Below are 26,591 nucleotides of genomic sequence, written 5' to 3'. Positions count from 1 at the left end.
TCAGGCTTCGAATACCCATTCAGGATTGAAGACAACCTCCCACAAATGCCCGTCGGGATCTTGAAAATATCCGGAGTACCCTCCCCAAAACGTATCGTGAGGCGGAACCACGATCTTAGCTCCAGCTGCTTTCGCTTGCCCCATCACTTGATCCACTTCCGCTTTGCTCGCCACATTATGACCCAGCGTAATTTCCGTTGGACTTGGGGCATGAAGCGTTAGACCAGTGTCATGGGCGATATCCGCCCGCTTCCACAGCGCCAGCTTCAGTCCCGCCTGCAAATCGAAGAAGGCAACCGCCCCGTGCTCGAACTCTTGACCTACGATCCCCTCCGTCGCCCAGCCAAGGCCATCTCGATAAAATTGCACCGCTCTTTCCAAATCCTCCACACCAATCGTTAACACCGACATTCTAGGTTTCATGCATCCACCCTCCGTTCTTCTTCGAAATAAATAGGTCTAAGCTAAGCGTTCAAGTCGGCGGTATCAGCTTAAGTCCGGTACCGCTCGGCCAGCTCCACCGCGCGCTGATGCAGCTCCTCGCGCATCGCCTGGGGCTCGAGGACTTCCGCATCCCGGCCAAGACCAAAGAAATAGGAAACCGCCCAATCCCATTCCGAACCCGGCAGGGTGCAGTCGAGCTGCCACTCGGCCTTCCCCACCTGCTGCACCTCCTGACCAAAATGCGGATCCTGCTCCGCCAGCAGCGAACCGCGATACGTCAATTTCACGCGCAGCCGGAAATCCTCTCTCCCGGTTGCCGCCCGGGGAGGAGTCCCTTTGGCGGCCTCTCCCCTTCCGGCACCCGCACCCGGTGGGGGAGACGTCTCGGCCGCCTCGACGAAGCGATCGACGCGGAACGTTCGCTTCTCCCCATGCTCCAGCGACTCGGCTTCGCAGTACCAGAAGCCATGCGCGGCGTACACGCGCAGCGGCTTCAACGTCAGCTGCCGGCGATAATTCAGCGAGCGGTACTCTGCTCGGATCCACTTCCCGCCGGCAGCATATGCCATCAAGGCGCTGAGGAACGGCGCCTGGATGCCGCGCTCCGGCACCTCCATTTCCACGTGCCGGAGCAATGGAGCAATTTGCCCTAGCATTTGCTCGGGCAAAGCGGAGCGGATCTTGTCGGCGACAGTCCTTTTCGCCTCGCGAAAGGGGCTGTCGGCGTATTTGCCGATGCCGTCCAAAGCCAGCAGGACGGTCAGCGCCTCGCCGGCGTCAAGCTGCAGCGGAGGCAGCCGAAAGCCGTCCATGAGGCGGTAGCCGCCGCCCGGTCCTGGAAGCGCAACCAAAGGAATGCCGATTTCCGCCAAAGCCTGCATATCGCGAAGCACCGTCCGCTTGGACACCTCCAGCTTGTCCGCCAAGGATTGTGCGGTCTCCGGGCGCTGCTGCAAGGCCATCACAATCGCCATCATCCGGTCCATTCGCTTCATCGCGTTTGGTTCCCCTCCCGTTAACATCACTATAGCAGAGTAATGGTGACAACAGATTGTCACCAATTAATTTCATTCTATCTATGTATACAAAAAAACACAGCCCTATAAAGAGCTGTGCCTTTCATTATCGCGCTTAGTACCAAACTTTATAAGTGATCCGCTAATACGGAAGTGATCTTATAATTTGATTACGTTAGCAGCTTGAGGACCACGGTTGCCGTCAGTAATTTCGAACTCAACGGCTTGGCCTTCTTCTAGAGTTTTGAAACCTTCGCCTTGAATAGCGGAGAAGTGTACGAATACGTCTTCGCCACCTTCAACTTGGATGAAGCCATAGCCTTTTTCTGCGTTAAACCATTTAACTGTACCTTTCAAATGAACAACCTCCTAAAAATAATCGCCATCATTGACGAATACCCATATTATACTCTATGCCCACCGACAATGCAACGTGTCAGTTCGCCCATAACTTTTCGCGCCAAAAACCGCCGCCAGAATCGTATGGTTTCATTTGCTTTCCTCGGGGGCGTGAGTTATCATTTTACATAAAATATTCCCAATATCCCGCGGGTTTCATACCTGTGGTGCAAAGCCAAAGATTGGAGAACGTCAGAGATGATCAAAAAACACGAAATATACAAAAAAGACAAATGGAATATGATGACGGTAGAGGTTCAAGGCAGATACATCGTTCTCCGCGAAATTTCCGACCAATGGGGCGAGGAATCGCATACGTTCCTCAGCCGCCCTGCCATGATGGATTGGGTGAAGCGCCGGTTCCCAAAAGAGGAATATGCCGGCAACGAGGCGGAATGGAATGAAATTATGAACGCGTTTAAGCAGGTGTAGCCCGCCGTCCAATCTCGTACGAAACGGAGCATTGATTTTGATGGACACTTCCAATCTCTTGATCTTCATCATTTGCGCTTTTGCGCTGGGCGTCGTGGTCATCCTGAACAAGGATCGGCTGGAGCCGCGTCTAAGGCGCAGTCTGGCCCTGGCCTCCGTCGTGCTAATTGCACTGGCGTTTGGGCTGATGATCTACAGCTTCCTTGCTTGATCCCCTATATTTCCCGCAGCAGGCGGCCATACTAGGAAAATGCCCAAAGCTAACCGGACCCTAAGGTACGAAAATCGCGTTGGGCTCCCGACATCCATAAGGGAGGTTTTCTTGGTATGCGACCTAAGCGCATCTCACGTGCGATTCCCCTGTTGCTCACCGGCGCCCTGCTAGCTGCCGCATTCCCTGGCAGTGCTGCGATGGGCCAGCCGGCATCATCATTTTACCCAGTCCAAAGGAGGATTCCGATGAGCACCGTAATGAAACGTTCTGAAGTACCGAAGGAGCACACATGGCAGCTCCAGGATTTATTCCCTGATCAAGCCGCTTGGGACAAATCGTATAACGACCTCAAGGCGCTGAAAGACAAAGCCGCCGAATTCGAAGGCAAACTCACGGATGCACAACATATCAAAGCCGTTTTCGAGCTGGAAGATGAACTCTCTTTGCAAATTGAGCGGCTTTACGTATACGCCCATCTTCATCACGATGAGGATACCACTAACCCTACATATCAAGCCCTTGTGCAAAAAGCGAAGAAGTTAAGCGTTGAAGTCAGCGAGGCCTTGTCTTTTATTACGCCAGAAATTTTGGCCCTGCCGGAGCAGGAGCTCGACAAGTTGATCAACGACCCTGTGCTGGCGGATTACAAGTTCACCTTGCAGGAAATCAAACGCGAAAAGGCGCATGTCCTGAGCAAAACGGAAGAAGCGCTGCTGGCCCAAGTAGGCAATTTGTCGCAGGCGCCTCAGCAAATTTTTGGCATGATTAACAATGCCGATATGAAATTCCCGAAAATCAAAGACGAAAACGGGAACGAAGTGGATTTAACCCACGGCAGCTACATCCAGTTCCTGGAGAACCCCAACCGCGAAGTACGCGAGCGGGCATTCAAAGCTGTCTACGAAACCTATCGGAAGCAGAAAAATACCATCGCCGCTACACTGAGCGCGAACGTGAACAAGAACATGTTCTACTCGCGGGTCCGCAAATATCCTTCCGTGCTGGAAATGTCCCTATATGGCGACAACATTCCGAAGGAAGTGTATACGAACCTGATCGACGCGGTGCATGAGAGCTTGCCGCTCCTGCAACGTTACATGAAGCTGCGCAAGAAGCTGCTGGGCGTTGACGAACTGCATATGTACGATTTGTTCGCTCCACTCGTTGAGGAATATAAGTGGGAAATCCCTTATGAAGACGCTAAGAAAATGGTCGAGGAAGGGCTGAAGCCGCTGGGCGAGGAATACCTGAAGGTCCTGCGTGAAGGCTTCGAAAACCGCTGGATCGACGTGTACGAGAACGAAGGTAAACGCACCGGCGCTTATAGCTGGGGCGCTTACGGCACCCATCCTTACGTGCTGCTGAACCATAAGGACAATCTGAACAGCATGTTCACCTTGGCGCATGAGATGGGGCACGCGTTGCATTCCTATTTTTCGGATGAAGCCCTGAAGTACCGTGATGCCCAATATACTATCTTCCTGGCTGAGGTCGCCTCGACGACCAACGAAGCGTTGCTGATGGATTATCTGCTCAAGAAATCCACCGATCCGAAGCAGAAGCTGTACCTGCTGACCTACTACGCCGACCAGTTCCGGACGACGTTGTTCCGGCAAACGATGTTCGCCGAATTTGAGAAGCTCATCCATGAGCGCGCGGAAGCCGGCGAATCGCTCACACCGCAGGAGCTGTCGGAAATTTATTACGACTTGAATGTGAAATACCATGGCAAAGACATGGTCGTTGACCAGGATATCGAAATGGAATGGGCACGGATCCCTCATTTCTATACGAGCTTCTACGTCTACAAATACGCTACCGGTTTCTCTGCAGCGACCAGCTTCTCGAAGCAAATTCTTGAGGAAGGCAAACCGGCGGTTGACCGTTACCTCGGCTTCCTAAAGAGCGGCGGCAGCGACTATTCGATTAACATTCTGAAGAAAGCCGGGGTCGACATGTCCTCGCCGCAGCCGATCCGTGAAGCGATGAGCGTGTTCGAGAACGTGATCGAGCAAATGGAACAGTTGACGAGCTAACATGTCCTGGGCCATAGCGACTACAAAATCCCTTGCCCTAAGCGGACAAGGGATTTTATACTGTCCTAGAAGGAGGTGTACCCTCATGAAAATCCAATGGTCCCTAATTCTGGCTTTGTTCTTTGCCTTGATTACCGCCGTATTTGCGGTGATTAACGTCGATCCGGTGCAGGTCAATTTGCTGTTTGGCTCCGTCAGCCTTCCGTTGATTTTGCTGATCCTTGGCAGTACGCTGCTTGGCGGTATTATCGTCGGGGCGTTTGGCATTTACCGCGGTTACCGGCTGCAGCGTGAAGTCAAAGGCTTGCATGCCAAGCTTGTACATATCCAGGAGGCTACCGGCTATGTTTTCCCGGAACCGGAGAAGCCAGAGCGCGGCAAGAAGAAGAAATCTGCCGGCAATGAAGCTGAAGCTGGAGCGGGAGCCGAATCGGCGGAGGAGGACTCCCCCATCCAGCCTTAACGCGTAATGAAGAGTCCGACCTAACCCATAAAGGAGGTTTCCCATGAATATCCAACCGAATGAAACCTATATTTTAAATTTGCTCAAATCCTTGCTGGACACCCCAAGCCCAAGCGGGTTTACACACAATGTCATGACGTTCATCGGGCGTGAGGCCGAAGCCTTGGGTGTACCTTGCAGCTTTAATGAAAAAGGTGGAGCGATCCTGACCGTGCCTGGCCGCGATTCGTCGCGGCGCATTGCACTCAGCGGCCACGTTGACACGTTAGGCGCCATGGTGCGCGCCATCCGTTCGAACGGTACGCTGGCAATCACCTCCGTTGGCGGGTTCATGATGAACAGTATCGAGAACGAATACTGCCAAATTCACACCCGCAGCGGCCGAGTATATACCGGCACGATTCTGTCGACCCATCCTTCCGTTCACGTCTACAGCGATGCCCGCGATTTCAAACGTGAGGAGAAGAACATGGAGGTCCGGATCGACGAGGTTGTGGAAAGTAAAGAGGACGTGCTGAAGCTTGGGATCGGGGTCGGCGACTTCATTTCGTTTGATGCCCGCGCCGTGATCACACCAAGCGGATTCATTAAATCTCGCCACCTGGACGACAAAGCCAGCGTAGCGGCCCTGTTCGGGCTGATCGAATCGATCCGCCGTGAAGGCTGGACGCCGAGACATGATCTGGTGTTCCTCATCTCCAACTACGAGGAAGTGGGGCACGGCGCCTCCTGGATTCCGGACGGCGTGAACGAAATGATCGCCGTTGACATGGGCGCTATGGGCGATGATCTGAGCTGCAAAGAGACCGATGTCTCGATTTGCGCGAAAGACTCCAGCGGCCCTTATGACTACGAGATGACCACCCGGCTGATCGAGCTTGCCAAGGGCCTTGGCATCCCGCATGCGGTTGATATTTATCCGTATTACGGCTCCGATGCCTCGGCTGCCCTGCGCGGCGGCCACAATATCCGCGCTGCGCTGATCGGACCGGGCGTGCATGCCTCGCACGCCATGGAGCGGACACATAAACTGGCGGTCATTAATACGACCCGCCTGCTAGCCGCTTATGTTGCCGATTAAGGGGCAACGCTGGGGAATCGCCATGGCTTCGGTCATGGCGATTTTTCTCGTCATCCTGCTGATGATCGGTTGGGGCAGCCGCTACCTGCTCCCCCGCCATTATGAATATCATGAGACTACCGCAGCAAACGGTGTCAAACTGCATGCCTTAGTTGTAGATCCGGAGCGCATTGAACTGCGGGCGGCGGATCAGCCACTGGGACGTTACCGCGTATATGGGATGAACGGCGGATTCTTTTACAACGAAGCCGTATTGTCGCTGGCGGTGAACAACGATCAGCCGGTCCAAGGCACGGCCGGCGCCTACGGGTCCGGGTGGTTCAACGCTAAATACGCCCGCGGCACGCTCGTGTGGGACGGCGCCACGGGCAGCTTCTCGGTGCAAGTGGTATCCGCCGCAAGCGAGCTGGCCGTTACGGACCGCACCCGCTATTTTGCCCAAGGCGGCGTCAGCATGAAGCTGCCGGATGACGCCGGATGGCGGGCTGCGGCGGTGGAGGCTGAGCACCTGCCGAATCCCGATGAGAACCGGCTCCGCTCCGGTCTCGCGTATGACGCGAACGGCCAGCTGTGGCTGATCGTCACCCCCACCCGCTGCACCGCCGAAGCGTTCCGCACCGCCGTCAAGGCGGCGTTAGCCGACGGCCAGCTCGTCGACGGCATCTTCCTCGACGGCGACGGCTCCGCGCAGCTGAACGCCGCCGAAACCAAGCTAAACGGCGATTCCCGGGATTTGCGGCAGATGATTGTGATTCGGTAAAAGAAAAAACGCCTGTTCGTTAAACTTAACGAATAGGCGTTTTTTCTTATGTGCACTTATGTAAGTTGTTTATGCACCACCATGTTGACCAAAAGCAGTATAAACAGGTTGATCAAGATGGAGAGTACCAGGTGTAGTAAATATTAAAGAAAAAAGAATCGCTAAAACAATAAGGACTTTAGGTTTCATATTCCTCTCTTCACCTCACAAACGACTTCCTTATACTTCTGGCAAATATCTTCTGCGGCCATGTGTCTATGCTGCTCAAATAATATCATAAAATCAAGAAGTACTTCCTTGTTATTAATTCTAACCGAATTCTCTAGTCCTTGCATCAAATAATTAAAACCCATTGTGTAATCTTTTTTGCGTAGATAGTAATAAGTAAGATCATATAAAAATTGATTATACTTATCAGGTAGAACGTGGTCATTATACAAGTCATTCGTTTGTTTACGGTTGATATATGCTTCAATTTCTGACTTAAATCGAAGTAGAATATAATCTACATCAATTTGGTACCGGTTAGCAGCATACATAACGTTCGAAATTGCCTGTATAATCTCATCTGGGTTTTCTTCCATAAACGTAACGTATTCAGGCAGATATTCGATTTCACCGCTCTTGAGTCGATTGACATGTAAATTGGCACTCGACCATTTTTCAAATAAACTTAACCAATGCTTAGTCTCCTCGTCCTTTTCCCGCACCCAACTTAAATCGACATATTGATAAGTATATTCCAACGCTTTAGTATAATCTTCTCTACCCTCATAAGCTTCTGCACATAATAGTTTAGCATAAACAATATATACAAACATCGGTCTGCTAAGCCGACGTTGCATTTCGTAAAATTCCTTTTCTGAGCGTCTGTTGCTGAAATAGAGGAGGCGTGCCTTGCGCTCCATCTCGAGAGCTAGAACCTCAAGCCGGTCCCACTCACGAAGCGAGCGGTACAGGTTAGCCAAGTCCTTTAATGCGTCCAACTGCGTAACCTCATCCAGCCGATCTACGTAGGGTTCAAATTGGTAAGCAATTTTGAGATTGTGAGCCTGGTCCGACCCAATCCGAATCTTAAACAGCCGATACTGGCATAAAGCTAACCGCTCAGAATGTTGCTTTGTTTCGCTCATGGCCACATTTTCATACAGAATCTCCGCAGCACCATATAATCCCTTCTCATAAAACTCCTCGGCCAGCTCGAATAAGGACGTAGAGTACGTCAAATTATCCAACAGCATGCATATCGTTCTGCGAATGCAATCCAGCTTGTTCAATTCAGCACATTTCCGAAGGAAAGGGGCCACTCTCCGCCAATCTGGATTTCTCTCTTGGAGATAATCGTTAATATAATGCTCATAATAATGCCCCATGGGTAAGCCCATGACCTCTGAAATCCGATCCAAATGATCGATGGTCAAGGTACGGTTACCGTTTAGAATATAACTTAACGTACCCGCATTAATATTTAACTTTGCCGAGAATTGACTTAAACTTAGCTCATTTTCTTTCATAAAGGAGTGAACTTCCGCCAGAATCGTAGCTGTACTCATTGGCTTTCTCACCACGCATTCTTTAGATAAAATGAGTTTGGAATTATATGTATGAAATAAATATATCTTCTTTTTATACTGCGGTCAATTTTGCATTTAATAGGAAGTAAAAAAATCCTTACTCTCCCTGTTTAAGAGATTGCAAGGATTTTCTAATTCTATGAAGTTATCCTAGTTGGCCTAAAAATAGCCCTTGTTTCCTTTAAATCTTAGCGCGTATTACCCTAACTTACTTTTAAAAACTCTACTCGCAAAGAAATATGCGATAACCGTGATGCCTACACACCAGGCAAGCGCGATCCAGATCTCATTCCCAACCGTCCCCTTGTACAGCAAGGCACGAACGGCATCGACAATGGAGGTAACAGGCTGGTTCTCAGCGAACGCGCGGATCACTTTTGGCATGGTTTCGGTGGGAACAAAAGCCGAACTAATAAACGGCAGAAAAATCAGCGGGTACGAGTAGGCCGTCGCCCCTTCCATCGATTTGGCTGTCAAGCCAGGAATAATGGAAAGCCAGGTTAATGCCAGTGTGAACAGACCTAGTCCCAGCTACCGCAAGCCACTTCAGAAGAGAGGCGCTGGAGCGGAAGCCCATCAAGAGGGCGACCAAGAACACCACCACGAGCGTTAATGCATTGGAAAAGAGCGAGGTCAGCACATGCGCCCACAATACCGACGAGCGCTTGATCGGCATGGTGATGAATCGCGACATCGGTCCGCTTTTGATATCATTAAACAGCCGCAGCGAGGTGTACGCGACGCCGGAAGCGATCGCCATCAACAGGATTCCCGGCAGCAGATAATTCACGTAGTTGTCCGTACCTGACTCAATGGCGCCGCCAAATACGTAGACGAACAACAGCATCATCATGATGAGCGTAATCGCCACCGTAATGATCGTATCCGGACTGCGCAAAATGTTGCGCATCAAATTTTCATTTTATATGAAAAATCGAACAGAATTCTCCCGTTTTGGGGATTTCGACGAAATGTATATGAAATTTCATATAGATTTCGGCTTCCGAAGGACAAATCCCTCAATTCTATATGAAAAATCGAATAGAATACGGGTTATCGCCGCAAAAGGGAACAATTGTATGCGAAAAATCGAATACAATGTTGTTGCTCTCATTGCTGTACCTGCCGCAAGTGTAACATCCAATGCTGAATTGCATCGCCGTATCCCGAAAAAGTTGCAACCACCTTCACCCGTTCCGCTGGGCTTCGATCTTCTCCGCCAGCTCGTTCAGATACGTCCAGCGCTCCATCAGCCGGTCCAGCTCGGCCTCCGCTTCCTGCTGCTGTTGCATCAGCTCCTGCAGGCGAACGGCATCGCTCGCCGCAGCTTCCATTTCCTCGGAAATAGCGGCAAGACGTTGCTCGGCTGCTTCGATGGTCGCGTCGATCGTTTCGAACTCCCGCTGCTCGTTATAGCTGAACTTCAGCTTCTCGCCGCGCCCTGAATTGCGGTTGCCAGTGTTGGCTTGGGAGGCTGAACCTCTGGCAGCCGCTGAGTCCGAAGAACCTGCCTTCCGCGAGCCCGAAGCCGCTGAACTACCTTCGCTCCCTTTACCCGCGCCATTCGCACCGCTCCCCTGCGTCCATTCCTCGTAATCGCTATAGTCGCCCACATGTACAGCAACGACTCCGCCGCCCTCAAACGCCATAATCTTGTCCACGGTCCGATCGAGGAAATACCGGTCATGGGAGACAACAAAGACGGCGCCGGGGAACTCATCCAAATACGCCTCCAGCACGGTCAACGTCTGGATATCGAGATCGTTAGTTGGTTCGTCCAGCAGCAAAACGTTAGGCGCTCCCATCAGCACACGCAGCAGATACAGTCGCCGCTTCTCACCGCCCGACAGCTTGCCGATCGGCGTCCATTGCATCTCCGGCGGGAACAGGAACCGCTCCAGCATTTGCGATGCGGTAATCCGCGAGCCGTCCGCCGTCGTCACAACCTCCGCTGCTTCCTTGATATATTCGATCACCCGTTGCTGACTGTCCATTTCCTGATGCTCCTGAGTAAAATAACCCAGCTTCACCGTCTGGCCCAGCACAATATGGCCGGCATCCGGTTCGATTCGACCGGCGATCATGTTCAGCAGCGTCGATTTCCCGCTGCCGTTAGGCCCCACGATGCCCACGCGGTCGCCCGGGACCGCCGTGTAGGTCAGATCCCTGATGAGCAGCCGACCTTCAATTGATTTACGCAGCCCTTCGATCTCCAAAATTTTGCGCCCCAATCGAGTTGAAGCCACCGAGATTTCGAGGTTGTCGCTTTTGTATTCCGTCTTGGCCGCTTGCAGCTTCTCAAACCGTTCAATCCGCGCCTTCTGCTTGGTCGAACGTGCCTTGGCTCCGCGGCGAATCCAAGCGAGCTCACCCCGCAGCAGATTTTGCCGCTTCTGTTCGGAGGCGGCTTCACGCTCCTCACGCTCGCTCTTGAGCTCCAGGAAACGGCTGTAATTCGCCTCGTAGCGGAACAACCGGCCGTGATCGAGCTCCAGCATCACATTGCAGACGCGGTCCAGAAAATAACGGTCATGCGTAATCAGGAGCAACGCCCCGCGCCGTTTCTGGAGATACGTCTCCAACCAAGCGACGGATTCATTGTCGATGTGGTTGGTGGGCTCGTCCATAATCAATAGCTCCGATGGGAGAATTAACGCTGAGGCGAGCGCAACGCGCTTCCGCTGACCCCCGGACAAGCTGCCCATATTCTGGGTAAAATCGGTGATGCCCAGCTTGGACAAGACGCTTTTGGCCTCGCTGACCAGGGTCCATGTCTGCAGTCGGTCCATCTCCTGGGACAGCCGCGCCAGTTCCGCTTGCCGCCCCGCATCCCCCGGTTCCCGTTCGATCGCTTCCTCTGCCTCCATATAAGCAGACACCAATTGGAGCTCAGGCCCGCCGCCTTGGAACACGCCGCGCAACACGGAGATGTCCGGATCATAGTCGGGATTTTGCGCCAGAAACGTCACGCGGACGTCCCGGTTGATGGCGACTTTGCCGGAATCGGCTTGTTCCAGACCGGCGATGACCTTCAGGAACGTGGATTTGCCCGTTCCGTTGACGCCGATGATGCCGATTTTATCGTTTTCGTCCATGCCAAAGGAAGCGTCCTGAAACAACACTTTCTCCCCATAGGTTTTGGTCAGATGCTCCACCGTTAATATGTTCATGCTCGAATCCCTACTTTATCCTATCATCCCGATTCCCCAAGCCAGCAAACCCGCCGCCAGGGAACTGAGTAAATTCACCATATCATTATCCATCCAGCGAAAACCTCGCAGCACCACGGTCTCCTGACCGCAATGCGTCGCCACCTCAACCTCTTTGCCGCAAACGACGCAGCGATGCATATATTGAACCGTCGCGCCCAGCCAGGAGTCGGCAAAAGCCCCGGCCAAGCCGGAAATCCCGCCGATCAGCCCCCATTTCACCAGCGCAAGCAACGCGGAACCTACTCCGGCATAAGTGTCATCTCCGGTCCACATGCGCAGCAGCCATGCAGCCCCGCCGATGCATACGGCCCCGGCCAGCGCCGCCGTGCTACCCAGCAGCGTCACCCCGCCCGATGTTCCCGGAGGAACCCGGCGGCCGTTCAGAATCGAACGCGGCTCGCTTTTGCTAAGGCCGCCCCATTCCGTTGCCCACGTGTCCGCCGTTACTGCGGCCATCGTGCCTACGAAGAAGTAGGCCCACGCCGGATTTGGCCAAAACAGGTTGCCAAGGCAAGCTAGCATCCCCAGTCCGCCGTTCGCCAGCACCTGCCCCGCGTCCCGGCGGCCGCTCTTGGCATACGATTTTTCTAGCTCCGCCTTACGATCCCCGCGAAAATGCGAAAAGACCGACGAGCTGACGAAAAATAGCAGCAAGATCCCAAACCAGAACAAGTTGCCGGCCCCGTAGTATACGGTTCCCATGATCCATGCGGCCAGCATGCCGGAGAGCGATAACGATCGCTTCTTATAGGCGGCTGCAGACACGATTAGGGCGCAAAGCGCCCCAATAATCCAATCCATCATCATTTTGCCGAAGGACCGACAGCCACTGTGCAGCTGCCAAGCACTTTATCGCCGTAGGACAGCTCCAGCTTGTCCCCTTGATATACCGGGCCTACCCCTTCAGGCGTTCCGGTGAAAATCAAATCGCCTTCGCCCAGCCCATAATGCTCAGCGATATAATCAACGATTTGCTGCAGCGGGAAAATCATCCGGCTGATATTGCCGCGCTGCACAATCTCCCCATTCTTCCGCAGCACAAAATCTTCATTTGCCGTCTCCACCGCGCCGGGGAAAGCGATGTATGGCGTGATTGGCGCCGATTGTAGGAAGCCTTTGGCCGGCGTCCACGGATTGCCCTTGTCTTTGACGATGCTCTGTACGTCGCGCAGCGTGAAGTCGATCCCAAACGCGATCACATCCACCAATTCGTCGACCGTCATCCCCGGCTTATAATCGCGGGCGATACGCAGCACCAGCTCAGCTTCATAATGCACCGAGCCCCGGTCCGCCGGAAGCTCCAGCCCCCTGCCGTCCATGGCGGTCACCGCATGGGACGGTTTCAGGAAGATCATCGGCTCAGTAGGCACCTCATTGCCAAGCTCCTCGGCATGTGCCCGGTAATTTCGGCCTACGCAATACACATTAGCGATTAATTTGTTCATCGTCATCTTCTCCTCCAGGGGATTGTGGTTTCCCAATCGAATTTTTCACTTTCCCGTTACCGATCGCTTGGCGCCAGACATCCGGCCGGTTCGTGCATAGCAGGATTTCAGGATGCATCGCCGCCACCTTCCGCAGCGACTTCACATCATCCATCGTCCAAGCCATCACCTCAATGCCGTGTTTAAACGCTTTGGCAGCCATCTCTGCGGTTAATGCGCGATAATAAATCGATAAGAACGAACAGTGCAACAGCTTCAGCCGCAGCAGCAAATCTTTGGGCTGCCGGTCGATGATCAGACCCGTGCGGATCCCCCGGCCGATCTCCTTGATCTTCGCCAGTATCCGTGGTTCAAACGAAGTCAGTACAACCTCGTGCTCCATATGCCGCCGTTTGACCGCAGCGACCACCTTTTCCTCCAGCCCCGGGTACATATTCCCTTCGGTCTTGATTTCCAGATTAACCCGCAGTCGTCCGGCAACGGCATCCAAAAATTCATCAAGGCTTGGCAGCCGTTCCCCACGGTAGGCCTTGGATTTCCAGCTCCCGGCATCCAGCGTTTGCAGCTCCGCCCAGGTTTTATCCTTGACCGGTCCCTTTCCGTTTGTCGTGCGGTTCAGCGTAAAATCATGAATCAGCAAAGGCACGCCGTCCTTTGAACATTGTACATCAACTTCGATCCAGTGGACATCCTCCTGCTCCATGGCGAGCTGGACCGCAGCCATCGTGTTCTCCGGGGCAATTCCAGAGAAACCGCGATGGGCAACGCATGGGTTACGCATGCTCTCGCCTCCTTCTTATCGGAAACGAACCTTCCACTTATGTCCGGTCATCCGCTGACAGCGAAGTACCGGATTCTTGAATCCGCCCGGTCTTCGAGGCGCTCACATCTCCGTCCTCCGAGATCCGTACCCCCGGCGAGAAGCCTTCGATTTCTTTCAACAGTTTGTTTCCGTCCTCGGCGCTCATCGGCACGGGCTGGCCCAGTTCTGTACGAAACGGGATCAGCTTGAGATCGCAATCCCCGTCGCGTGTGCAGGAAGCGGCAAACACTGCAGTTTCCCACGTCTTCGGATCCTTTGATTTCGTAAAAATAAAGTTACCCGTACTGTATGCAATCCATTTGCCTTTGTATTGCTCCAGCCCTTGCATCACATGCGGATGACCGCCGATGACCAGATCCGCCCCGGCATCAATGAAGGCGTGCGCCAGCTCTTGCTGGTGCTTCTCCAGTTTGGTCGTCCGCTCCTTGCCCCAGTGGGCGATCACGAACACAAGATCTGAGTTCTTGCGGGCCGCCTTAATGGCGTTCAGCGCAGCTTCCGGCGCATACACGGAGGCTACCCCCGGTTTGTTTGCTCCAGCGACCCACCCTGGCTCCGGGACGACCCGGCTAAAGCCAAACAGGGCGATCTTGATTCCTCTACGTTCGAGATAAACCGGAGCGTACGCTTCCTTGCTGTTCTTGCCAGCCCCGACATACATCACGTTTTGCTGCCGCAGAGCTTTCATCGTATCCAGGAGACCGGGAACGCCTTGGTCCAACACATGGTTATTCGCCAAATTCACCGCGTCCACGCCGGCCTGAACCATCGGTTCAATCGCCTTTGGCGGCGACTTAAACACATAGGTTTTATCCTCCGCCGGCTCCCCGCCGGTCGTCACAGGCGTCTCTAAATTCAGTACGCTTAAATCGTCGTTCTGGAACAATCCCCGCACGTACTCATACGGGAGCTCGTATCCCGCTTTCTCTAACCGCTCTTCCACTTTGCCGGAGAACATCGTATCCCCTGCAAAATGAACCAACAGCCGAGCCGCATCGCCGCCTGCCTCGCTTAAGTCTGCACCAGCATTGGATGGCAAATTCGTTGCTCCATCTTTATCCTCGTTACCTGTATCGGTGTTATTTTCTCCGGATGAGTTCTCACCTGTATTCGTTGGATTCTGCTCGCTCTCGTCTTCCGTTTCCGTCGACGCAGCATCGCGATCATCCGGCTGCACAATCGGCGTCTCTCCGGTCGTCGGATCGCCAACATCCGATCCGGTGTCGCTCCATGCGCCTGGCAGCTGCTGCTCCGTTCCCGAGTCCAATCCAGCCTGCCCGGTGCGTTCCTCCAAATAAAAGTAAGCTCCCAGCACGAAAATTAAAGTGATGAGAGTCAAGTTTAACGTCAGCCAAATCCGGTTTAGACGCCGCTTTTTTTCCTGCTGTTTCTTCTTGTATTTTTCCGATCTTGATGGGTACATTACGGACTCCTTTTTGCATAGATCTATCGTTACGATGGAAGGCGCTGTCTCCATTCCTTCGTGCTTAAAAGCCGACCGTTTGATTTTATTATATCAGGTCTCCGGAAATAAATAGAACCCCTCGCCTATTTTGCGGGCAAGGGGTCAGGAAGTCCTATGTCAGGCCGTTTAGCCGGCCTTTGGCTTAAGCTTGAGCGACCTTCAGCTGGTCTGCCATCTGCTCCGCCAGCTCTTTCGCTTGCTTGATACAGTCGGGCAGGCCAACGCCGTAAAATGCCGCCCCCGTCGCATATACGCCAGGCAGCTTCTCCTCCAGTTGGCTGCGCAGCTCAGCAACCTGCTGCAGATGGCCCACCGGATACTGCGGCATCGATTTTGGCAGGCGGGTAATTTCTGTGAACAACGGCCGGGCCGTGATGTTCATCAGCCGCTTCAAATCGTCGAGCACCAGCTCCAGCAGTTCCTCGTCAGGCAAAAACGTTTTCTCCTCGTCGCCGGAACGGCCAACGTAGCAGCGCAGCAGCATTTTGTCTTCCGGGCTCGTGTGCAGCCATTTGATGCCGGTCCACGTGCAGGCGGTGATGTTCATGCCTTCCTTGCGCGGCACGAGGAAGCCTGAGCCGTCGAACTGGCCGGTGACATCCTTGCGATCAAAAGCCATGACAACGTTAGCCACGGACACGTAGTTCACTGCGTCCAGCGCGGCCACATCCACATGCGGCCGCAGCAGCTCGGCGGCGGCAAACGCCGGCACCGTAACGATCACGTCATCCGCCGGGAGCGATTCGCCTGAGGCGAGTACGACCTCGTACGCGTCAGTTCCGGTGCGGCGAATTTCCACCACCTCGGTCCGCAAGCGGCAGTCCACATCCGACAGCGACTCGACCAGGCCGTTGACCAAGGTCTTCAGCCCTTTGCGGAACGTGAGGAAGGCGCTGCGTTTTGTGCCGGTGTGCGTCTCCGTGGGCTTCTTGCCGGACATCATGCCTTTAATCAGGCTGCCGTATGCCCGTTCCACCTCGCCAAACTGCGGGAAGGTCGATTGCAGGCTGAGGTTGTAAGTGTCGCCCGCATAAATGCCGGCGAGCAGCGGCTCGGTGATGTTTTGCAGCACCTCGGCACCCAGCCGGCGCTCGATAAATGCGCCAAGCGACTCATCCTCTTCGCTTTGCCGTGCCGGCATCACGAGGTCCAACATCGCCCGGGCTTTACCGCTCCAAGAGACAAGACCGCTGCGCAAGAACGGTCCCAGCTCGGTCGGGATGCCAAGCACCAGCCCCGAAGGCATCGGATGCAGCTTCCCTTCGCTGACGATGTACGTCTTCTTAGCCTCTGGGTTCATCGACACGAGCTCGCCTTCCAGCCCCAGCTCCTTCGCCAGGTCAATCATGGCCGTCTTGCGGGCCAGGAAGGAATCCGGACCTTTCTCGATCACGAAATCGTCCTTCTCCAACGTTTCAATTTTGCCGCCGAGGGTGTTCCCCTTTTCCAGCAGCGTAATTTGCGGGGTCACGCCCCGTTCTTTGTAGAATTTACGAACGTAAAAGGCCGCAGACAGACCGGTCAGCCCCCCGCCGATAACGACCACTTGACGTGAAGAATCACGCATGCCCTCTCATCTCTTTTCCCAAGATTTGATAATGACGTCGCTGAGCGCTTCCATATACAAAGGTTCGGTGTTCAGCGATTCGATCCGCTCCAGCCGCATATCCAGCTCTTTGGCGATCGTTTTGGCTTCGATGTCCAGATCGTACAGCACTTCCAGATGGTCCGACACGAAGCCGACCGGAGCGACCAGGACGTCCTCTACCTGCTCCTCGCTTAATTCCTTCAGCGTGTCCAAAATATCCGGCCCGAGCCACGGATCGGCGGTACGCCCGGCACTTTGCCACGTAAACTGCCAGTTCTTCACGCCGGCTTTCTCGGCGACGGCTTGGGAGGTCTCCAGCAATTGATCCCGGTAAGGATCGCCCATTTGCAGGATTTTCTCCGGCAGACTGTGGGCGCTGAACAGCACTTTCACCTCATCCCGCAATGCGCCGGCTTCCTCGAACTGGTCCAGCTTGGCGGACACACGCTGGGCAAAAGCCTCGGTCAGCTTCGGATGCAAATGATAGCTCTCCACGAAGCGTGCCGACACTCCCAGCTCCTCCGCTTTTGCTTGCGCCCGCTTGATATACCCGCCGATGCTCATTACGGAATAATGCGGTGCGAGCACGATGCCAATCGCCTCACGGATGCCGTCCTTCGCCATCTGCTCTACACCATCTTCAATAAACGGATAAGCATGCTTTAATCCTTGATAGCAGATGAATTCGACGTCCATGTCCGCAGACATCCGGTTCAACGTTTCCTGCAAAGCAGCGACCTGCTTATCGGTATTGGCACGCAGCGGGAACACTCCGCCTACAATCGCCTCATACCGGCTGACCAGTTCCTGAAGTTGTTCCGCGGTTGGGGGATGTCCACGCCGAATATGCGTATAATACGCCTCGACCTGGTCCAAGCTCTGCGGCGTGCCGTAAGACATCACCAAAACTCCGATTTTTGTTTTCACGATATCAGTTCACCTCAAGTTGAAAGTTGTGTGTCCTTCATCCAATGCGGCTTATTCTTACGCACGCCGTACAGGTTGATGCACGATCGCTTCCGCAGAATATTCGTGCACGAATTCCGTCAGCTCGCGCAGTTTATCCAGCGAGGCCTCCGGGAACAGACCGTGGCCCAGGTTAAAAACAAATCCAGGGGCGTTCAGGCCGTCATCGATAATTTCCTTTGCCTGCGCCTTAATGACGTCCATTGGCGCGGTCAGCACATACGGGTCCAAATTGCCTTGCATTGCAAACTTTCCGCCCGTCCGGCGTCGGCCTTCCGAGATCGATACCCGCCAATCAAGACCAATGGCATCGGCAGCGATATCCGTTAACGTCGGCAGCAGCTCTCCCGAGCTGACGCCAGGAAAATAAATTTTAGGTACATCCAAATCCTGAAGTTCGGTAAAAATACGGGTGATCGTTGGGAGTACATACCGCTGAAAATCTTTTGGAGCGAGCGCGCCCACCCAGCTGTCAAACAGCTGGAACGCCTTGCCTCCACTTTCCACATGGGCCCGCAGGTAGGTGATTACCATATCGCCCAGCTTGTCCATCAGCTTGAACCAAGCTTCCGGATCGCCATACATCATCGCTTTGGTGCGGCTGTAGCTCTTGGACGGCCGCCCTTCGATCAAGTAGCTGGCAATCGTAAACGGCGCGCCGGCAAATGTGATCAGCGGCACATCCAGTTCCTTGTCCAAAATCGCGATCGTCTCCAAAATATGCGATAAATCCTTGTGAACGTCGATAGGCCGAAGCCGCTCAATATCCGCAAGCGTACGGATCGGTTGTTCGATGACCGGACCGATATTTTTGACGATGTCGAATTTGACGCCCAGCGAAGCAACCGGATTCATAATGTCGGAATACAAAATAGCCGCGTCCACGCCAAGCTTACGGACGGGCATCATGGTCACTTCCGCCGCCAGCTCCGGCTGCCGGCAAATTTCCAATAAGCTGTATTTCTCTTTGATTTTCCGGTAATCGGGATCATACCTGCCCGCCTGGCGCATGTACCAAACCGGAAGGCGATCCACCTCCTGCTTCCGCAGGGCCCGGATCAAGCGATCATTGTAAACCAAACCGCACGCCTCCAATACTCGTAGAAACCAAATTTTGATAACAAATTATTAAAGCTACACTATAAACATTCTAATTTACATTATGCCCTACTTAAAAATAAGTAACAACTATCACAACGTGGCGAACCTATGACAATCGGATGAAGATGCTATGAAGAATGCCCCGGACCCGGTTTTCAATGGTGTATACTGGTATAACTCTGATCTGGTTTCTCGCATCCTAGAATCCCAGCGAAAGGAAGTGAAAGCACAATTGAATACCTGGAAGATTAATCTCATTGTGCTTTGGTTCGGGCAGTTTCTGGTCAACGCCGGGATGACGATGATTACACCGTTTCTCTCGCTGTACCTGGCGCGGGATTTGCACGTGCAGGGAGAGCAGGCGATTGGGCTGTGGGCAGGAATGATTTTTGCCGCTAACTTCGCGACTTCGTTTATTTTTCAACCGATATGGGGGAAGCTCGCCGACAAATACGGCCGCAAAATTATGCTGCTGCGCTCCGGCTTCGGCATGGCCATCGTCATTACGTTGATGGGCTTCGCCACCCAACCGTGGCACCTGCTTGGCCTGCGGCTCCTGAACGGGACGATCTCCGGCTTTAACCCGGCTTCCGTCGCGTTGATCTCAGGTACGGCGCCGAAGGAGCGGATGGGCTTTGCGATGGGCACGATCCAGTCCGGCAACGTGGCCGGTACGATCCTCGGACCTTTGATTGGCGGGCTTATGGCGGAGCGGATTGGATTTCGGCCGATTTTTTACATTACCGGGGTGCTGCTGTTTATCGCATCCATGCTGGCGCTCCTCTTCGTACGCGAGAAGTTCGACCGGGAGGAGGCGCTGCATACGCCGCAGCCTTCTGTGTTGCAAGGTTTCCTGGAGCTGAACAAAACACCGCAGCTCACCGCGTTGTTCGCCGTAACATTCTTGCTGCAGTTCGCCATGCTGAGCCCGATGTCGCTGCTGCCTCTCTATGTAGAGAAGCTGCATGGACAAACCGCCGATGTGGCATTCTGGGCCGGGTTCGTCAGCGCCGTCACGGGCATTTCCAATATGATTACCTCGCCGGTTCTCGGCAGAATCAGCGACAAGCTGGGGGCCCACCGCATTCTGACCTATTGCCTGATTGGAGCGGGGGCCACGCTGATCCCGCAGGCGTTCGTGCAGACGGTATGGCAGCTGATCGCCGTTCGGTTCCTGATGGGCGTGTTCATGGGCGGATTGCTGCCTAGCGTCAATGCGCTGATCCGCTATTATACCCCGGACGGCATGGAGAGCCGGGCGTTTGGTTTCAACAGCAGCACCCTCGCCCTCGGCAACATGATGGGCTCGCTGATTGGCGGCTTTCTCGCCGGGTACATCGGCATCGAGGGCTTGTTTGTGATCTCCGGCATCCTGCTGCTGATTAATATGCTCTGGGTGCGCGTGAAGCTGTACGCCCGGCCGAAGGTGACGGCGCCGAGGTAAGCTGCAGATTTGCAGGCTGCCTCCCGGCTTATGTTTGAATAATATCGGTTGCCGATCTCTCTGCTCGGGGAAATGAGACAACTAACTGGAAATCCTACTGTTACTTTGAAGCCAAACCGCTGTTTTAGCTTAATTAACTGGAAAAAGTAACGTTATTTCAGGCGGTTTTCCCCAGAAGTGCACATTTCCTCAAAATTAACGGTAGGATTTACTGTTATTTTCTGAACACGAGGAGAATGTTAGAAATTAGCTGTAGGATTTACAGTTAAGCTTCCCACGTAAAAAAAAGCCGGGACATCTCCCGGCTTGACTACTAAATGTAAGATTATTTTCGCACCGTTGCATTATACTGCCTGATCTTCTCGGTAATTTGCTTGGCGGCGTCTTCCAGCGCCTGCTTCGGAGCTTTTTGTCCGTTCAGCACTTCCTCAATTGCCGCTTCCACGAATTGCCGCGCTTCCGGGAAGACGCCCATCAACGCACCGGAGGTTGCTGTAGATTCGGTCGACGCATGCAACTGATCTACGGCAGTTTGGAATTGCGGATATTTCACCATATTATCCTTCAGCACCTGCTCGTCGTAAGCCGCCTTCGTAATCGGGAAGTAGCCGGTGTTTACGCTCCATTTCGCCTGCGCAGCCGGGGAGGTTACATATTTGATAAATTCCCAGGCCGCTTTTTGCTGTTCTTCCGATTTGTTGTTCATGATATACAAGCTGGCGCCGCCAATGATCACGCCGCCTTCTTTGGCGCTGGCTGGTCTTGGCAGGAAGGCGGTGCCTACTTCGAATTTGTCGCCAACCGCTCCCACGATGTTACGCAGCGCCGCAGTTGAATTTAGGGTCATGGCCACTTGGCCTGCAGCAAAGGCGGCGTCCGTATCATCGGTTTTGCGGCCCAGATTGGCTACCACCCCATTGTCCACCATCCTTTTCCACCATTCCAGTATGTTCACGCCCGCCTCCGATGCGAGCAGCGACTCGGTGGCATCCCCTTCACGCCCATTGCCGTTATTCACGTAATCGGCATTTTGGCTAGCAAACCACTGCTCGATGAGCCAGGCATAAACGGCGATCGCAGCGCCTGGCTGCCCCTTCTTGGTCAATGCGGTAGCTGCCGCTTCAAACTCCTCGAACGTTTTCGGCGGGTTTTTAGGATCGAGTCCGGCCGCTTTGAAGGCGTCCTTGTTGTAGTAGAGAATCGGGTTGGAAGTATTAAAAGGCATTGCGTTTAATTGGCCGCCGATCGTGTAGTAGCGAATAATGTTAGGCTCTAACTGCGAGAGGTCGTAGCCATCCTCATCAATAAACTTCTGCACCGGCGTGATCGCCTTGGAGTCGATCATAAATTTGCTGCCGATCTCGTACACCTGGATCAGGTCCGGGCCGCTTTTTGAGCCAAGTGAAGCTTTCAACTTATTTAAGCTTTCGTCGTAACTTCCTTGGAATACCGCTTCGACCTCAATATCGGATTGGCTGGCATTGAAATCCGAGACTAGCCCGTTAATCGCCTTCTCCCCCGCCCCCGACATCGAGTGCCACCAGGTTAGATGCACCGGCTTCTTCCCAGAACTGGCGCTGGCCGAATCTTCACCGCGAGTATTGGTTCCCCCTGTTGCCGTGCTGCTTCCTGCGTTATTCGTATTCCCGCCGCATCCGGCTATAACGATCAACAACGCTGCCATGAGCAGCAGAATACTTTTGAAGCGAAAGCTTTTCATTATTCGAATCTCTCCCTCATCAAATGATTTGGATATCCCTTATCCTTTCAGCGCTCCCGCCGCCATCCCGCGAACGAGCTGCTTGAGTCCAAACACCAATAGCAGCAAGGACGGCAGAATGACCAGCGTAATCCCCGCGAATACGAGGTTCCAGGAGGTTGTCTCCTGGAATTCCAGCATGGAGATACCGATCTGCACCGTGCGCATCGATTTGCTGTTTGTGATCAGAAGCGGCCACAGATAACTGTTGTACATGCTCAAAAAAGAGTACACCGCCAACGTTCCAAGCGCCGGTCTAGCCAGCGGAAGCACATGAAACAGGAAGTACCGGACATGCCCGCAACCATCGATCTTCGCAGCCTCGAACAGTTCCTTCGGCAGCTGCAGGAAAAACTGACGAAGCAGAAACGTCCCGAAGGCGGTAGCCAAAAACGGGACGATCAGCCCCTGGTAGCTGTCCAGCCAATTTAAGCTGCGTACGGTTAAATAGTTGGGAATCATCGTCACTTCCCAAGGCACCATCATCGTGGCGACAAACAAGCTGAACATCAGGCCTTTGCCCTTGAACTCCATTTTGGCGAAGGCATAGGCTGCCAGGCTGGAGGTGATCAGTTGACCGACCATCACAATGCCGGAGACCAGGAAGGTATTCCCGATAAACACGGCGATCGGAACGATACGAAGCACCTCGGTGAAGTTGGTCAAATGCAGCGAATGCGGCACCAAATGCGGTGGATAGGCGCTGGCTTCCTGTGGCGTCATCACGGACATAAACAGGCTGTAAACAATCGGATAAAGCACAAGTACGGCGGCAACGGTCATGAACAACAGAACGACAATTTGGCTTAAGGTCAGCTTGTTCATTGATAGTGAACTTTCCTTTCCACCCAATTGAACTGGATCAAGGTCAACAGCAGGATTACCAGGAATAGCAGAAGCGCTTGGGCGCTGCCCGTTCCAAACCGGAAGTTCACGAATGCCTCCTGGTAGATCGTGTAGACGAATACGTTCGTACGGTTCATCGGCCCACCCGATGTCAGAATGTTGATCTGCCCAAACGACTGGAAAGCGCTGATGATGGACACAACCAAGAGGAAAAATAACGTTGGTGACAGGAGCGGCAGCGTAATTTTGCGAAACGTTGTCAGCGGTCCGGCTCCATCGATCTTGGCACTTTCGTACAGCTCGTCGGGAACTCCCTGCATCCCGCTGGACAGGATGATGTAATTAAAGCCCATATTCATCCAAACGGTCATCAGCGACACGGACCACAAAGCCCAGTCAGGACTGATCAGCCAAGGTACCGGACGAATACCGGCCAAACCAAGCAAGTAGTTAAGCATGCCTAATGTAGGGTGAAACAGAAACTTCCAGATGACAGCCGCTGAACCAACGGAGAGCACCAACGGCAGCGAGTAGGCGAACTGGAAAAACCGTTTTCCCCGCCGAAGATGATGCGTTAATGCCGCGAGCACCAAGGCGATCAGCATTCCAGTCGGCACGGTGAATAAGGCAAAGAGCGCCGTCACCTTCATGCCGCTGGCAAACAAGCCGGAAGTAAAAAGGCTAGTAAAATTGTCGAAGCCAACAAATGAGGCGATCCGGCCAGTCGGGTCGGTGCTGTGTAAGCTCAAGTACACCGACTTTAGCAGCGGGTAGAACAAAAATACGCCGAACAGGAGCAGCGATGGAGCTAGAAACGTGTAGGCCAGCGCATGTTCTCGATATTTCTGTTGTCTTAAGGTTGCGGCATGGGCAGGGCGACGAGTCGCAGCAGAGGCAGACGGCACGGAATGGCCCCTAGATGGCAGACTCACCTGGTGATCCAGCTCGCTCATGACGGAAGCCTCCTTTTTTGTGCAGGTTGATGTGGGTTTGTTCGAATTCCTCTGCCAGTGTATAGCTTGGATGTCAGCGGAACGTTAGGCATAGATCAAGGGGGCGTCAAAATCGTTATCGCACGGTAAAGAAAACGCAAAAAAGCCGCCTCACGCGCATTTGCGGTGAAGACGGCTTATAAGACAATGGACTTTTTCATCATGCTTTGGATTCGCTAACGATCAGCCGGAGTGAACCTGTCATGGCGGGCATGGTTCGGTAAGCTCCGTATTTGCGGTCCCATTCCCCGGATTTCAAAGCGACGGCCAAGTGTTGGACAAGCCGCTCCTCCACGATGGAAGGGGCTAGATGGAATGAATTTGCATGCTTTACGGCTGTTTCACGTCATTGCAGAGACGGGCAGTGTGACGCGCGCTTCGGAGCTATTAAACATCAGCCAGCCGGCCATCTCTACCCAGATCCGAAAGCTGGAAAAAGAGCTGGGGTTGCCCCTGCTGAAAGCACAGGGACGCGGCATCGCCTTAACCGACGTCGGGAACAAGCTGTTTACATACAGCAGACGCCTCTTTGCGGTAGAGCAGCAAATCGAGCAGTTTTTACAAAATTACAAAATGGGGGAGCTGGGTCATATCCGGCTGGCAGCCACCTATTTGCCCGCGCACTTCCTCGTCCCGACCTGGATCGCGAAATTCAAATCGCAATACGAGCATGTGGAGATGAGCATCAACACCACAAATTCGACGGATGCGCTAAAGCAACTGCTGAATTTGGAGGTGGATTTGGCGATCTACGGCGGATTGCCGGAAGCCTACCCCGAATCCGTTTACGCGGAGGAAATGTTCCGGGACGAATTGTGGTTTGTGGTCTCCCCAAAACACCGGTATGCGGGACAACGCGTCTCCTTACACGACATGGTCAAGGAACCTTTTGTTATGAGGGAGATCGGCAGCTCGACGCGGGAGCGATTTATGGCGTTATGCCGTACCTACAATGCTCCTGCGCCACGCATCGCCTTGCAGTTTAACGGGTTAAACGAAACCATCAAAGCCGTGATTGCCGGGTACGGGGCCAGCTTCGTTTCAGCGCTGGTGGTGAGGGAATACGTGGAGCGCGGACAACTGAGCCGCGTCTTCGTTGAAGGCGTGGACCTGATGAATACGATCTCGGTCTATACGCGAAAAAATGAACCGCTGTCTCCAGCGGTTCAACGTTTTGTCGATTTGATCCGTGAGCATCCGCATGGTTGACGCCCGGTATTTTTCATTACAGCCCTTGTTTAACAAACTCATAAAATGTGAGCGCATCCTCCCAGCTGCTGAATCCGGCCTGTGCCAGCTTGTCGCTGCCGCCGCCTTTGCCTCCGTATGCAGAGAGATGCTCCTTGAAGAATGCGCCGCAGGACAGCGAACGGCTGCCGTTATGGGCCAGCACCACCTTCTGCTCGGCTTCCGTTGCCAGCAGGACCGCTGCATCACTATGCGCCGTCAGCTTTTGTGCGAGGCTCTGCAAATCCTTCAAGGACTTGTCCGCGAAAATTTGCGCAATGATCCCGCCTTCCCGCTTGGTAAGCAACTCACGAACGGTCATTTCGTCCATCGCTTCTTTTAACGTATTGAACTCCCGTTGCAGTCGCTTCTGCTCGTCCTCCCATTTGTCGAGGCGCTCTAGAATGCTGTCCCGGCCTGTTCTTAATTTGGCGGTGATGGAGCCTAAGATATGTTGCTGCTCCTGAAACTCTCTTAAGGCTCGGTATCCACATTTGAAAAAGATCCGGACATTCCCTTTCTGCTTCTCGGTCTTCAGCAGCTTAATCATCCCGATCGCGCCGGTCGCCGCCACATGCGTACCTCCGCAACCGTTGTACTCCACATCTTCCATCTCGACGATGCGGACGCGGTCCACCGCCTTCGGCGGCTTCACGAGCGGCAGTCGGGACGCCTCCTCCTGCGTGACAAAGTAGCCGGAGATTTTGTGATTCAAATAGATATGGCGGTTTGCTTCGCGTTCAATGGCTTCCAGCTGTTCCGATGACAGCTCGGGCCGGTCCACATCGATGGTGCAATAATCTTCACCCAGGTGAAAGCTCAAGGTCATCGCCTCATAAAGCTCGCGGCAAACCGCAGATAACAGATGTTGTCCGCTATGCTGCTGCATATGGTCAAACCGGCGGTTCCAGTCGATTTCGCAGCGCACCTGGGCCTCCTCTGGGAAACGCTCCACCTTATGCAGCACCTCATCGCCTTCACTAATCACATCCAGAACAGGAATCCCGCCAATCCTTCCGGTATCGTTGGGCTGTCCGCCCCCATGGGGGTAAAAGGCGCTCTCTTCCAGCACGACGTAAACGCCGTCCTCCCGCTCCAGCTTGTCCTTGACGCGGGTGGTCCAATCGGTTAAATAGGCATCGTCAAAATAAAGTCTTGTCGTCATCACTTGGTTCCCTCTCTTTTAGGTAACGGTCTATAGGATCCTCATCACCAAACTTCTTCCATCCTACTATACCGAATTATCGCCGGACTTTACACCATCCCCCACTCATATAATGAGGTGACAGGTAAAGGGAGGGAGC

At 53.6% G+C, this 26,591-nt stretch carries 24 protein-coding genes and 1 pseudogene; 8 read left to right on the top strand and 17 right to left on the bottom strand.

Annotation, left to right across the window (positions count from 1 at the left end; all coding sequences use genetic code 11):
• The 3 genes from U9M73_RS03080 to U9M73_RS03070 all read right to left on the bottom strand — a co-directional run bounded on the left by U9M73_RS03080 (position 1) and on the right by U9M73_RS03070 (position 1,817).
• Positions 1 to 423: a VOC family protein gene (locus U9M73_RS03080; RefSeq protein ID WP_009222770.1), complete on the bottom strand. Its 423-nt coding sequence runs from the start codon at positions 421 to 423 to the stop codon at positions 1 to 3.
• 68 nt (positions 424 to 491) lie between these two features.
• On the bottom strand, positions 492 to 1,439 hold the full coding sequence (locus U9M73_RS03075; protein ID WP_323076247.1) for a helix-turn-helix transcriptional regulator: 948 nt from the start codon (positions 1,437 to 1,439) through the stop codon (positions 492 to 494).
• 180 nt (positions 1,440 to 1,619) lie between these two features.
• Complete coding sequence (locus U9M73_RS03070; protein ID WP_009222768.1) at positions 1,620 to 1,817, bottom strand: cold shock domain-containing protein; 198 nt, start codon at positions 1,815 to 1,817, stop codon at positions 1,620 to 1,622.
• A 240-nt stretch (positions 1,818 to 2,057) separates the two neighbouring features.
• Here U9M73_RS03070 and U9M73_RS03065 point away from each other — a divergent pair, with 240 nt between their 5' ends.
• The 6 genes from U9M73_RS03065 (at position 2,058) to U9M73_RS03040 (ending at position 6,845) form a co-directional block, all read left to right on the top strand.
• Complete coding sequence (locus U9M73_RS03065; RefSeq protein WP_009222767.1) at positions 2,058 to 2,291, top strand: hypothetical protein; 234 nt, start codon at positions 2,058 to 2,060, stop codon at positions 2,289 to 2,291.
• A gap of 40 nt (positions 2,292 to 2,331) precedes the next feature.
• Positions 2,332 to 2,502, top strand: a complete 171-nt coding sequence (locus U9M73_RS03060) for a hypothetical protein (protein WP_009222766.1) — start codon at positions 2,332 to 2,334, stop codon at positions 2,500 to 2,502.
• A 248-nt stretch (positions 2,503 to 2,750) separates the two neighbouring features.
• A complete protein-coding gene (gene pepF / locus U9M73_RS03055; protein ID WP_323076245.1) occupies positions 2,751 to 4,541 on the top strand; it encodes an oligoendopeptidase F in 1,791 nt (596 codons plus the stop codon).
• Positions 4,542 to 4,626: 85 nt separating this feature from the next.
• Complete coding sequence (locus tag U9M73_RS03050; RefSeq protein ID WP_323076244.1) at positions 4,627 to 5,004, top strand: LapA family protein; 378 nt, start codon at positions 4,627 to 4,629, stop codon at positions 5,002 to 5,004.
• A gap of 43 nt (positions 5,005 to 5,047) precedes the next feature.
• Complete coding sequence (locus U9M73_RS03045) at positions 5,048 to 6,085, top strand: M42 family metallopeptidase (protein ID WP_009222763.1); 1,038 nt, start codon at positions 5,048 to 5,050, stop codon at positions 6,083 to 6,085.
• 22 nt (positions 6,086 to 6,107) lie between these two features.
• Positions 6,108 to 6,845, top strand: coding sequence for a hypothetical protein (locus U9M73_RS03040; RefSeq protein WP_260070033.1), 738 nt, complete (start codon positions 6,108 to 6,110; stop codon positions 6,843 to 6,845).
• 185 nt (positions 6,846 to 7,030) lie between these two features.
• On the opposite strand, the gene U9M73_RS03035 is transcribed toward U9M73_RS03040, so the two are convergent.
• The 10 genes and pseudogenes from U9M73_RS03035 to hemE form a co-directional block, all read right to left on the bottom strand.
• Positions 7,031 to 8,398, bottom strand: coding sequence for a helix-turn-helix domain-containing protein (locus U9M73_RS03035; RefSeq protein ID WP_323076242.1), 1,368 nt, complete (start codon positions 8,396 to 8,398; stop codon positions 7,031 to 7,033).
• Between the two features lie 219 nt (positions 8,399 to 8,617).
• Positions 8,618 to 9,329, bottom strand: a pseudogene (locus U9M73_RS03030) (ABC transporter permease).
• Between the two features lie 277 nt (positions 9,330 to 9,606).
• On the bottom strand, positions 9,607 to 11,589 hold the full coding sequence (locus tag U9M73_RS03025; RefSeq protein WP_323076241.1) for an ABC-F family ATP-binding cassette domain-containing protein: 1,983 nt from the start codon (positions 11,587 to 11,589) through the stop codon (positions 9,607 to 9,609).
• Between the two features lie 15 nt (positions 11,590 to 11,604).
• Positions 11,605 to 12,432: a DUF92 domain-containing protein gene (locus U9M73_RS03020; protein ID WP_323076239.1), complete on the bottom strand. Its 828-nt coding sequence runs from the start codon at positions 12,430 to 12,432 to the stop codon at positions 11,605 to 11,607.
• A gap of 2 nt (positions 12,433 to 12,434) precedes the next feature.
• Positions 12,435 to 13,076 carry a fumarylacetoacetate hydrolase family protein gene (locus U9M73_RS03015; RefSeq protein ID WP_323076237.1) on the bottom strand — a complete coding sequence of 214 codons (642 nt, stop codon included), beginning with the start codon at positions 13,074 to 13,076 and terminating at the stop codon, positions 12,435 to 12,437.
• Complete coding sequence (locus U9M73_RS03010; RefSeq protein ID WP_260070028.1) at positions 13,057 to 13,857, bottom strand: glycerophosphodiester phosphodiesterase; 801 nt, start codon at positions 13,855 to 13,857, stop codon at positions 13,057 to 13,059. Before U9M73_RS03010 ends, U9M73_RS03015 begins: the two co-directional genes overlap by 20 nt.
• Before the next feature lie 37 nt (positions 13,858 to 13,894).
• Positions 13,895 to 15,322 carry a CapA family protein gene (locus U9M73_RS03005; RefSeq protein WP_323076236.1) on the bottom strand — a complete coding sequence of 476 codons (1,428 nt, stop codon included), beginning with the start codon at positions 15,320 to 15,322 and terminating at the stop codon, positions 13,895 to 13,897.
• A gap of 184 nt (positions 15,323 to 15,506) precedes the next feature.
• The gene (gene hemY, locus U9M73_RS03000; RefSeq protein WP_323076234.1) at positions 15,507 to 16,931 is read right to left on the bottom strand and encodes a protoporphyrinogen oxidase; all 1,425 of its coding nucleotides are present in this window, start codon (positions 16,929 to 16,931) and stop codon (positions 15,507 to 15,509) included.
• 6 nt (positions 16,932 to 16,937) lie between these two features.
• Positions 16,938 to 17,879 carry a ferrochelatase gene (hemH, locus tag U9M73_RS02995; RefSeq protein ID WP_323076232.1) on the bottom strand — a complete coding sequence of 314 codons (942 nt, stop codon included), beginning with the start codon at positions 17,877 to 17,879 and terminating at the stop codon, positions 16,938 to 16,940.
• A gap of 57 nt (positions 17,880 to 17,936) precedes the next feature.
• Entirely contained in the window at positions 17,937 to 18,998 is a 1,062-nt protein-coding gene (gene hemE / locus U9M73_RS02990) for a uroporphyrinogen decarboxylase (protein WP_323076231.1), read from the bottom strand.
• Positions 18,999 to 19,251: 253 nt separating this feature from the next.
• On the opposite strand from hemE, the gene U9M73_RS02985 reads away from it, so the two are divergent.
• Positions 19,252 to 20,463 (top strand): MFS transporter, encoded by a 1,212-nt coding sequence (locus U9M73_RS02985; RefSeq protein ID WP_323076230.1) that lies wholly within the window; start codon positions 19,252 to 19,254, stop codon positions 20,461 to 20,463.
• 325 nt (positions 20,464 to 20,788) lie between these two features.
• Here U9M73_RS02985 and U9M73_RS02980 read toward each other — a convergent pair whose 3' ends face one another.
• From U9M73_RS02980 to U9M73_RS02970, 3 genes are read right to left on the bottom strand one after another with little or no spacing between them, the layout of a single operon-like run.
• Positions 20,789 to 22,183: an ABC transporter substrate-binding protein gene (locus U9M73_RS02980; RefSeq protein ID WP_323076229.1), complete on the bottom strand. Its 1,395-nt coding sequence runs from the start codon at positions 22,181 to 22,183 to the stop codon at positions 20,789 to 20,791.
• Positions 22,184 to 22,222: 39 nt separating this feature from the next.
• Positions 22,223 to 23,047, bottom strand: a complete 825-nt coding sequence (locus tag U9M73_RS02975) for a carbohydrate ABC transporter permease (protein WP_009222749.1) — start codon at positions 23,045 to 23,047, stop codon at positions 22,223 to 22,225.
• Positions 23,044 to 24,021, bottom strand: coding sequence for a carbohydrate ABC transporter permease (locus tag U9M73_RS02970; protein ID WP_009222748.1), 978 nt, complete (start codon positions 24,019 to 24,021; stop codon positions 23,044 to 23,046). The genes U9M73_RS02975 and U9M73_RS02970 overlap by 4 nt, the downstream gene beginning before the upstream one ends.
• Before the next feature lie 354 nt (positions 24,022 to 24,375).
• Between U9M73_RS02970 and U9M73_RS02965 the strand changes: the two genes are divergently transcribed.
• The gene (locus U9M73_RS02965; protein WP_323076228.1) at positions 24,376 to 25,269 is read left to right on the top strand and encodes a LysR family transcriptional regulator; all 894 of its coding nucleotides are present in this window, start codon (positions 24,376 to 24,378) and stop codon (positions 25,267 to 25,269) included.
• A 16-nt stretch (positions 25,270 to 25,285) separates the two neighbouring features.
• Here the strand turns inward: U9M73_RS02965 and U9M73_RS02960 are convergent, their stop codons facing one another.
• On the bottom strand, positions 25,286 to 26,452 hold the full coding sequence (locus U9M73_RS02960) for an alanyl-tRNA editing protein (RefSeq protein WP_323076227.1): 1,167 nt from the start codon (positions 26,450 to 26,452) through the stop codon (positions 25,286 to 25,288).
• Positions 26,453 to 26,591 lie beyond the last annotated feature (139 nt).

This window comes from Paenibacillus phoenicis (assembly GCF_034718895.1).
Taxonomy (GTDB): Bacteria; Bacillota; Bacilli; order Paenibacillales; family Paenibacillaceae; genus Fontibacillus; species Fontibacillus phoenicis.
This window is presented reverse-complemented; position numbering and strand designations above follow the sequence as displayed.

Bases quoted from the DNA above. Each gene is read 5' to 3' on its own strand.
- U9M73_RS03080 (WP_009222770.1), bottom strand. From the start codon at position 423: ATGAAACCTAGAATGTCGGTGTTAACGATTGGTGTGGAGGATTTGGAA.
- U9M73_RS03075 (WP_323076247.1), bottom strand. From the start codon at position 1,439: ATGAAGCGAATGGACCGGATGATGGCGATTGTGATGGCCTTGCAGCAG.
- U9M73_RS03065 (WP_009222767.1), top strand. From the start codon at position 2,058: ATGATCAAAAAACACGAAATATACAAAAAAGACAAATGGAATATGATG.
- U9M73_RS03060 (WP_009222766.1), top strand. From the start codon at position 2,332: ATGGACACTTCCAATCTCTTGATCTTCATCATTTGCGCTTTTGCGCTG.
- pepF (WP_323076245.1), top strand. From the start codon at position 2,751: ATGAGCACCGTAATGAAACGTTCTGAAGTACCGAAGGAGCACACATGG.
- U9M73_RS03050 (WP_323076244.1), top strand. From the start codon at position 4,627: ATGAAAATCCAATGGTCCCTAATTCTGGCTTTGTTCTTTGCCTTGATT.
- U9M73_RS03045 (WP_009222763.1), top strand. From the start codon at position 5,048: ATGAATATCCAACCGAATGAAACCTATATTTTAAATTTGCTCAAATCC.
- U9M73_RS03040 (WP_260070033.1), top strand. From the start codon at position 6,108: ATGGCTTCGGTCATGGCGATTTTTCTCGTCATCCTGCTGATGATCGGT.
- U9M73_RS03035 (WP_323076242.1), bottom strand. From the start codon at position 8,398: ATGAGTACAGCTACGATTCTGGCGGAAGTTCACTCCTTTATGAAAGAA.
- U9M73_RS03025 (WP_323076241.1), bottom strand. From the start codon at position 11,589: ATGAACATATTAACGGTGGAGCATCTGACCAAAACCTATGGGGAGAAA.
- U9M73_RS03020 (WP_323076239.1), bottom strand. From the start codon at position 12,432: ATGGATTGGATTATTGGGGCGCTTTGCGCCCTAATCGTGTCTGCAGCC.
- U9M73_RS03015 (WP_323076237.1), bottom strand. From the start codon at position 13,076: ATGAACAAATTAATCGCTAATGTGTATTGCGTAGGCCGAAATTACCGG.
- U9M73_RS03010 (WP_260070028.1), bottom strand. From the start codon at position 13,857: ATGCGTAACCCATGCGTTGCCCATCGCGGTTTCTCTGGAATTGCCCCG.
- U9M73_RS03005 (WP_323076236.1), bottom strand. From the start codon at position 15,322: ATGTACCCATCAAGATCGGAAAAATACAAGAAGAAACAGCAGGAAAAA.
- hemY (WP_323076234.1), bottom strand. From the start codon at position 16,931: ATGCGTGATTCTTCACGTCAAGTGGTCGTTATCGGCGGGGGGCTGACC.
- U9M73_RS02980 (WP_323076229.1), bottom strand. From the start codon at position 22,183: ATGAAAAGCTTTCGCTTCAAAAGTATTCTGCTGCTCATGGCAGCGTTG.
- U9M73_RS02975 (WP_009222749.1), bottom strand. From the start codon at position 23,047: ATGAACAAGCTGACCTTAAGCCAAATTGTCGTTCTGTTGTTCATGACC.
- U9M73_RS02970 (WP_009222748.1), bottom strand. From the start codon at position 24,021: ATGAGCGAGCTGGATCACCAGGTGAGTCTGCCATCTAGGGGCCATTCC.
- U9M73_RS02965 (WP_323076228.1), top strand. From the start codon at position 24,376: ATGAATTTGCATGCTTTACGGCTGTTTCACGTCATTGCAGAGACGGGC.
- U9M73_RS02960 (WP_323076227.1), bottom strand. From the start codon at position 26,452: ATGACGACAAGACTTTATTTTGACGATGCCTATTTAACCGATTGGACC.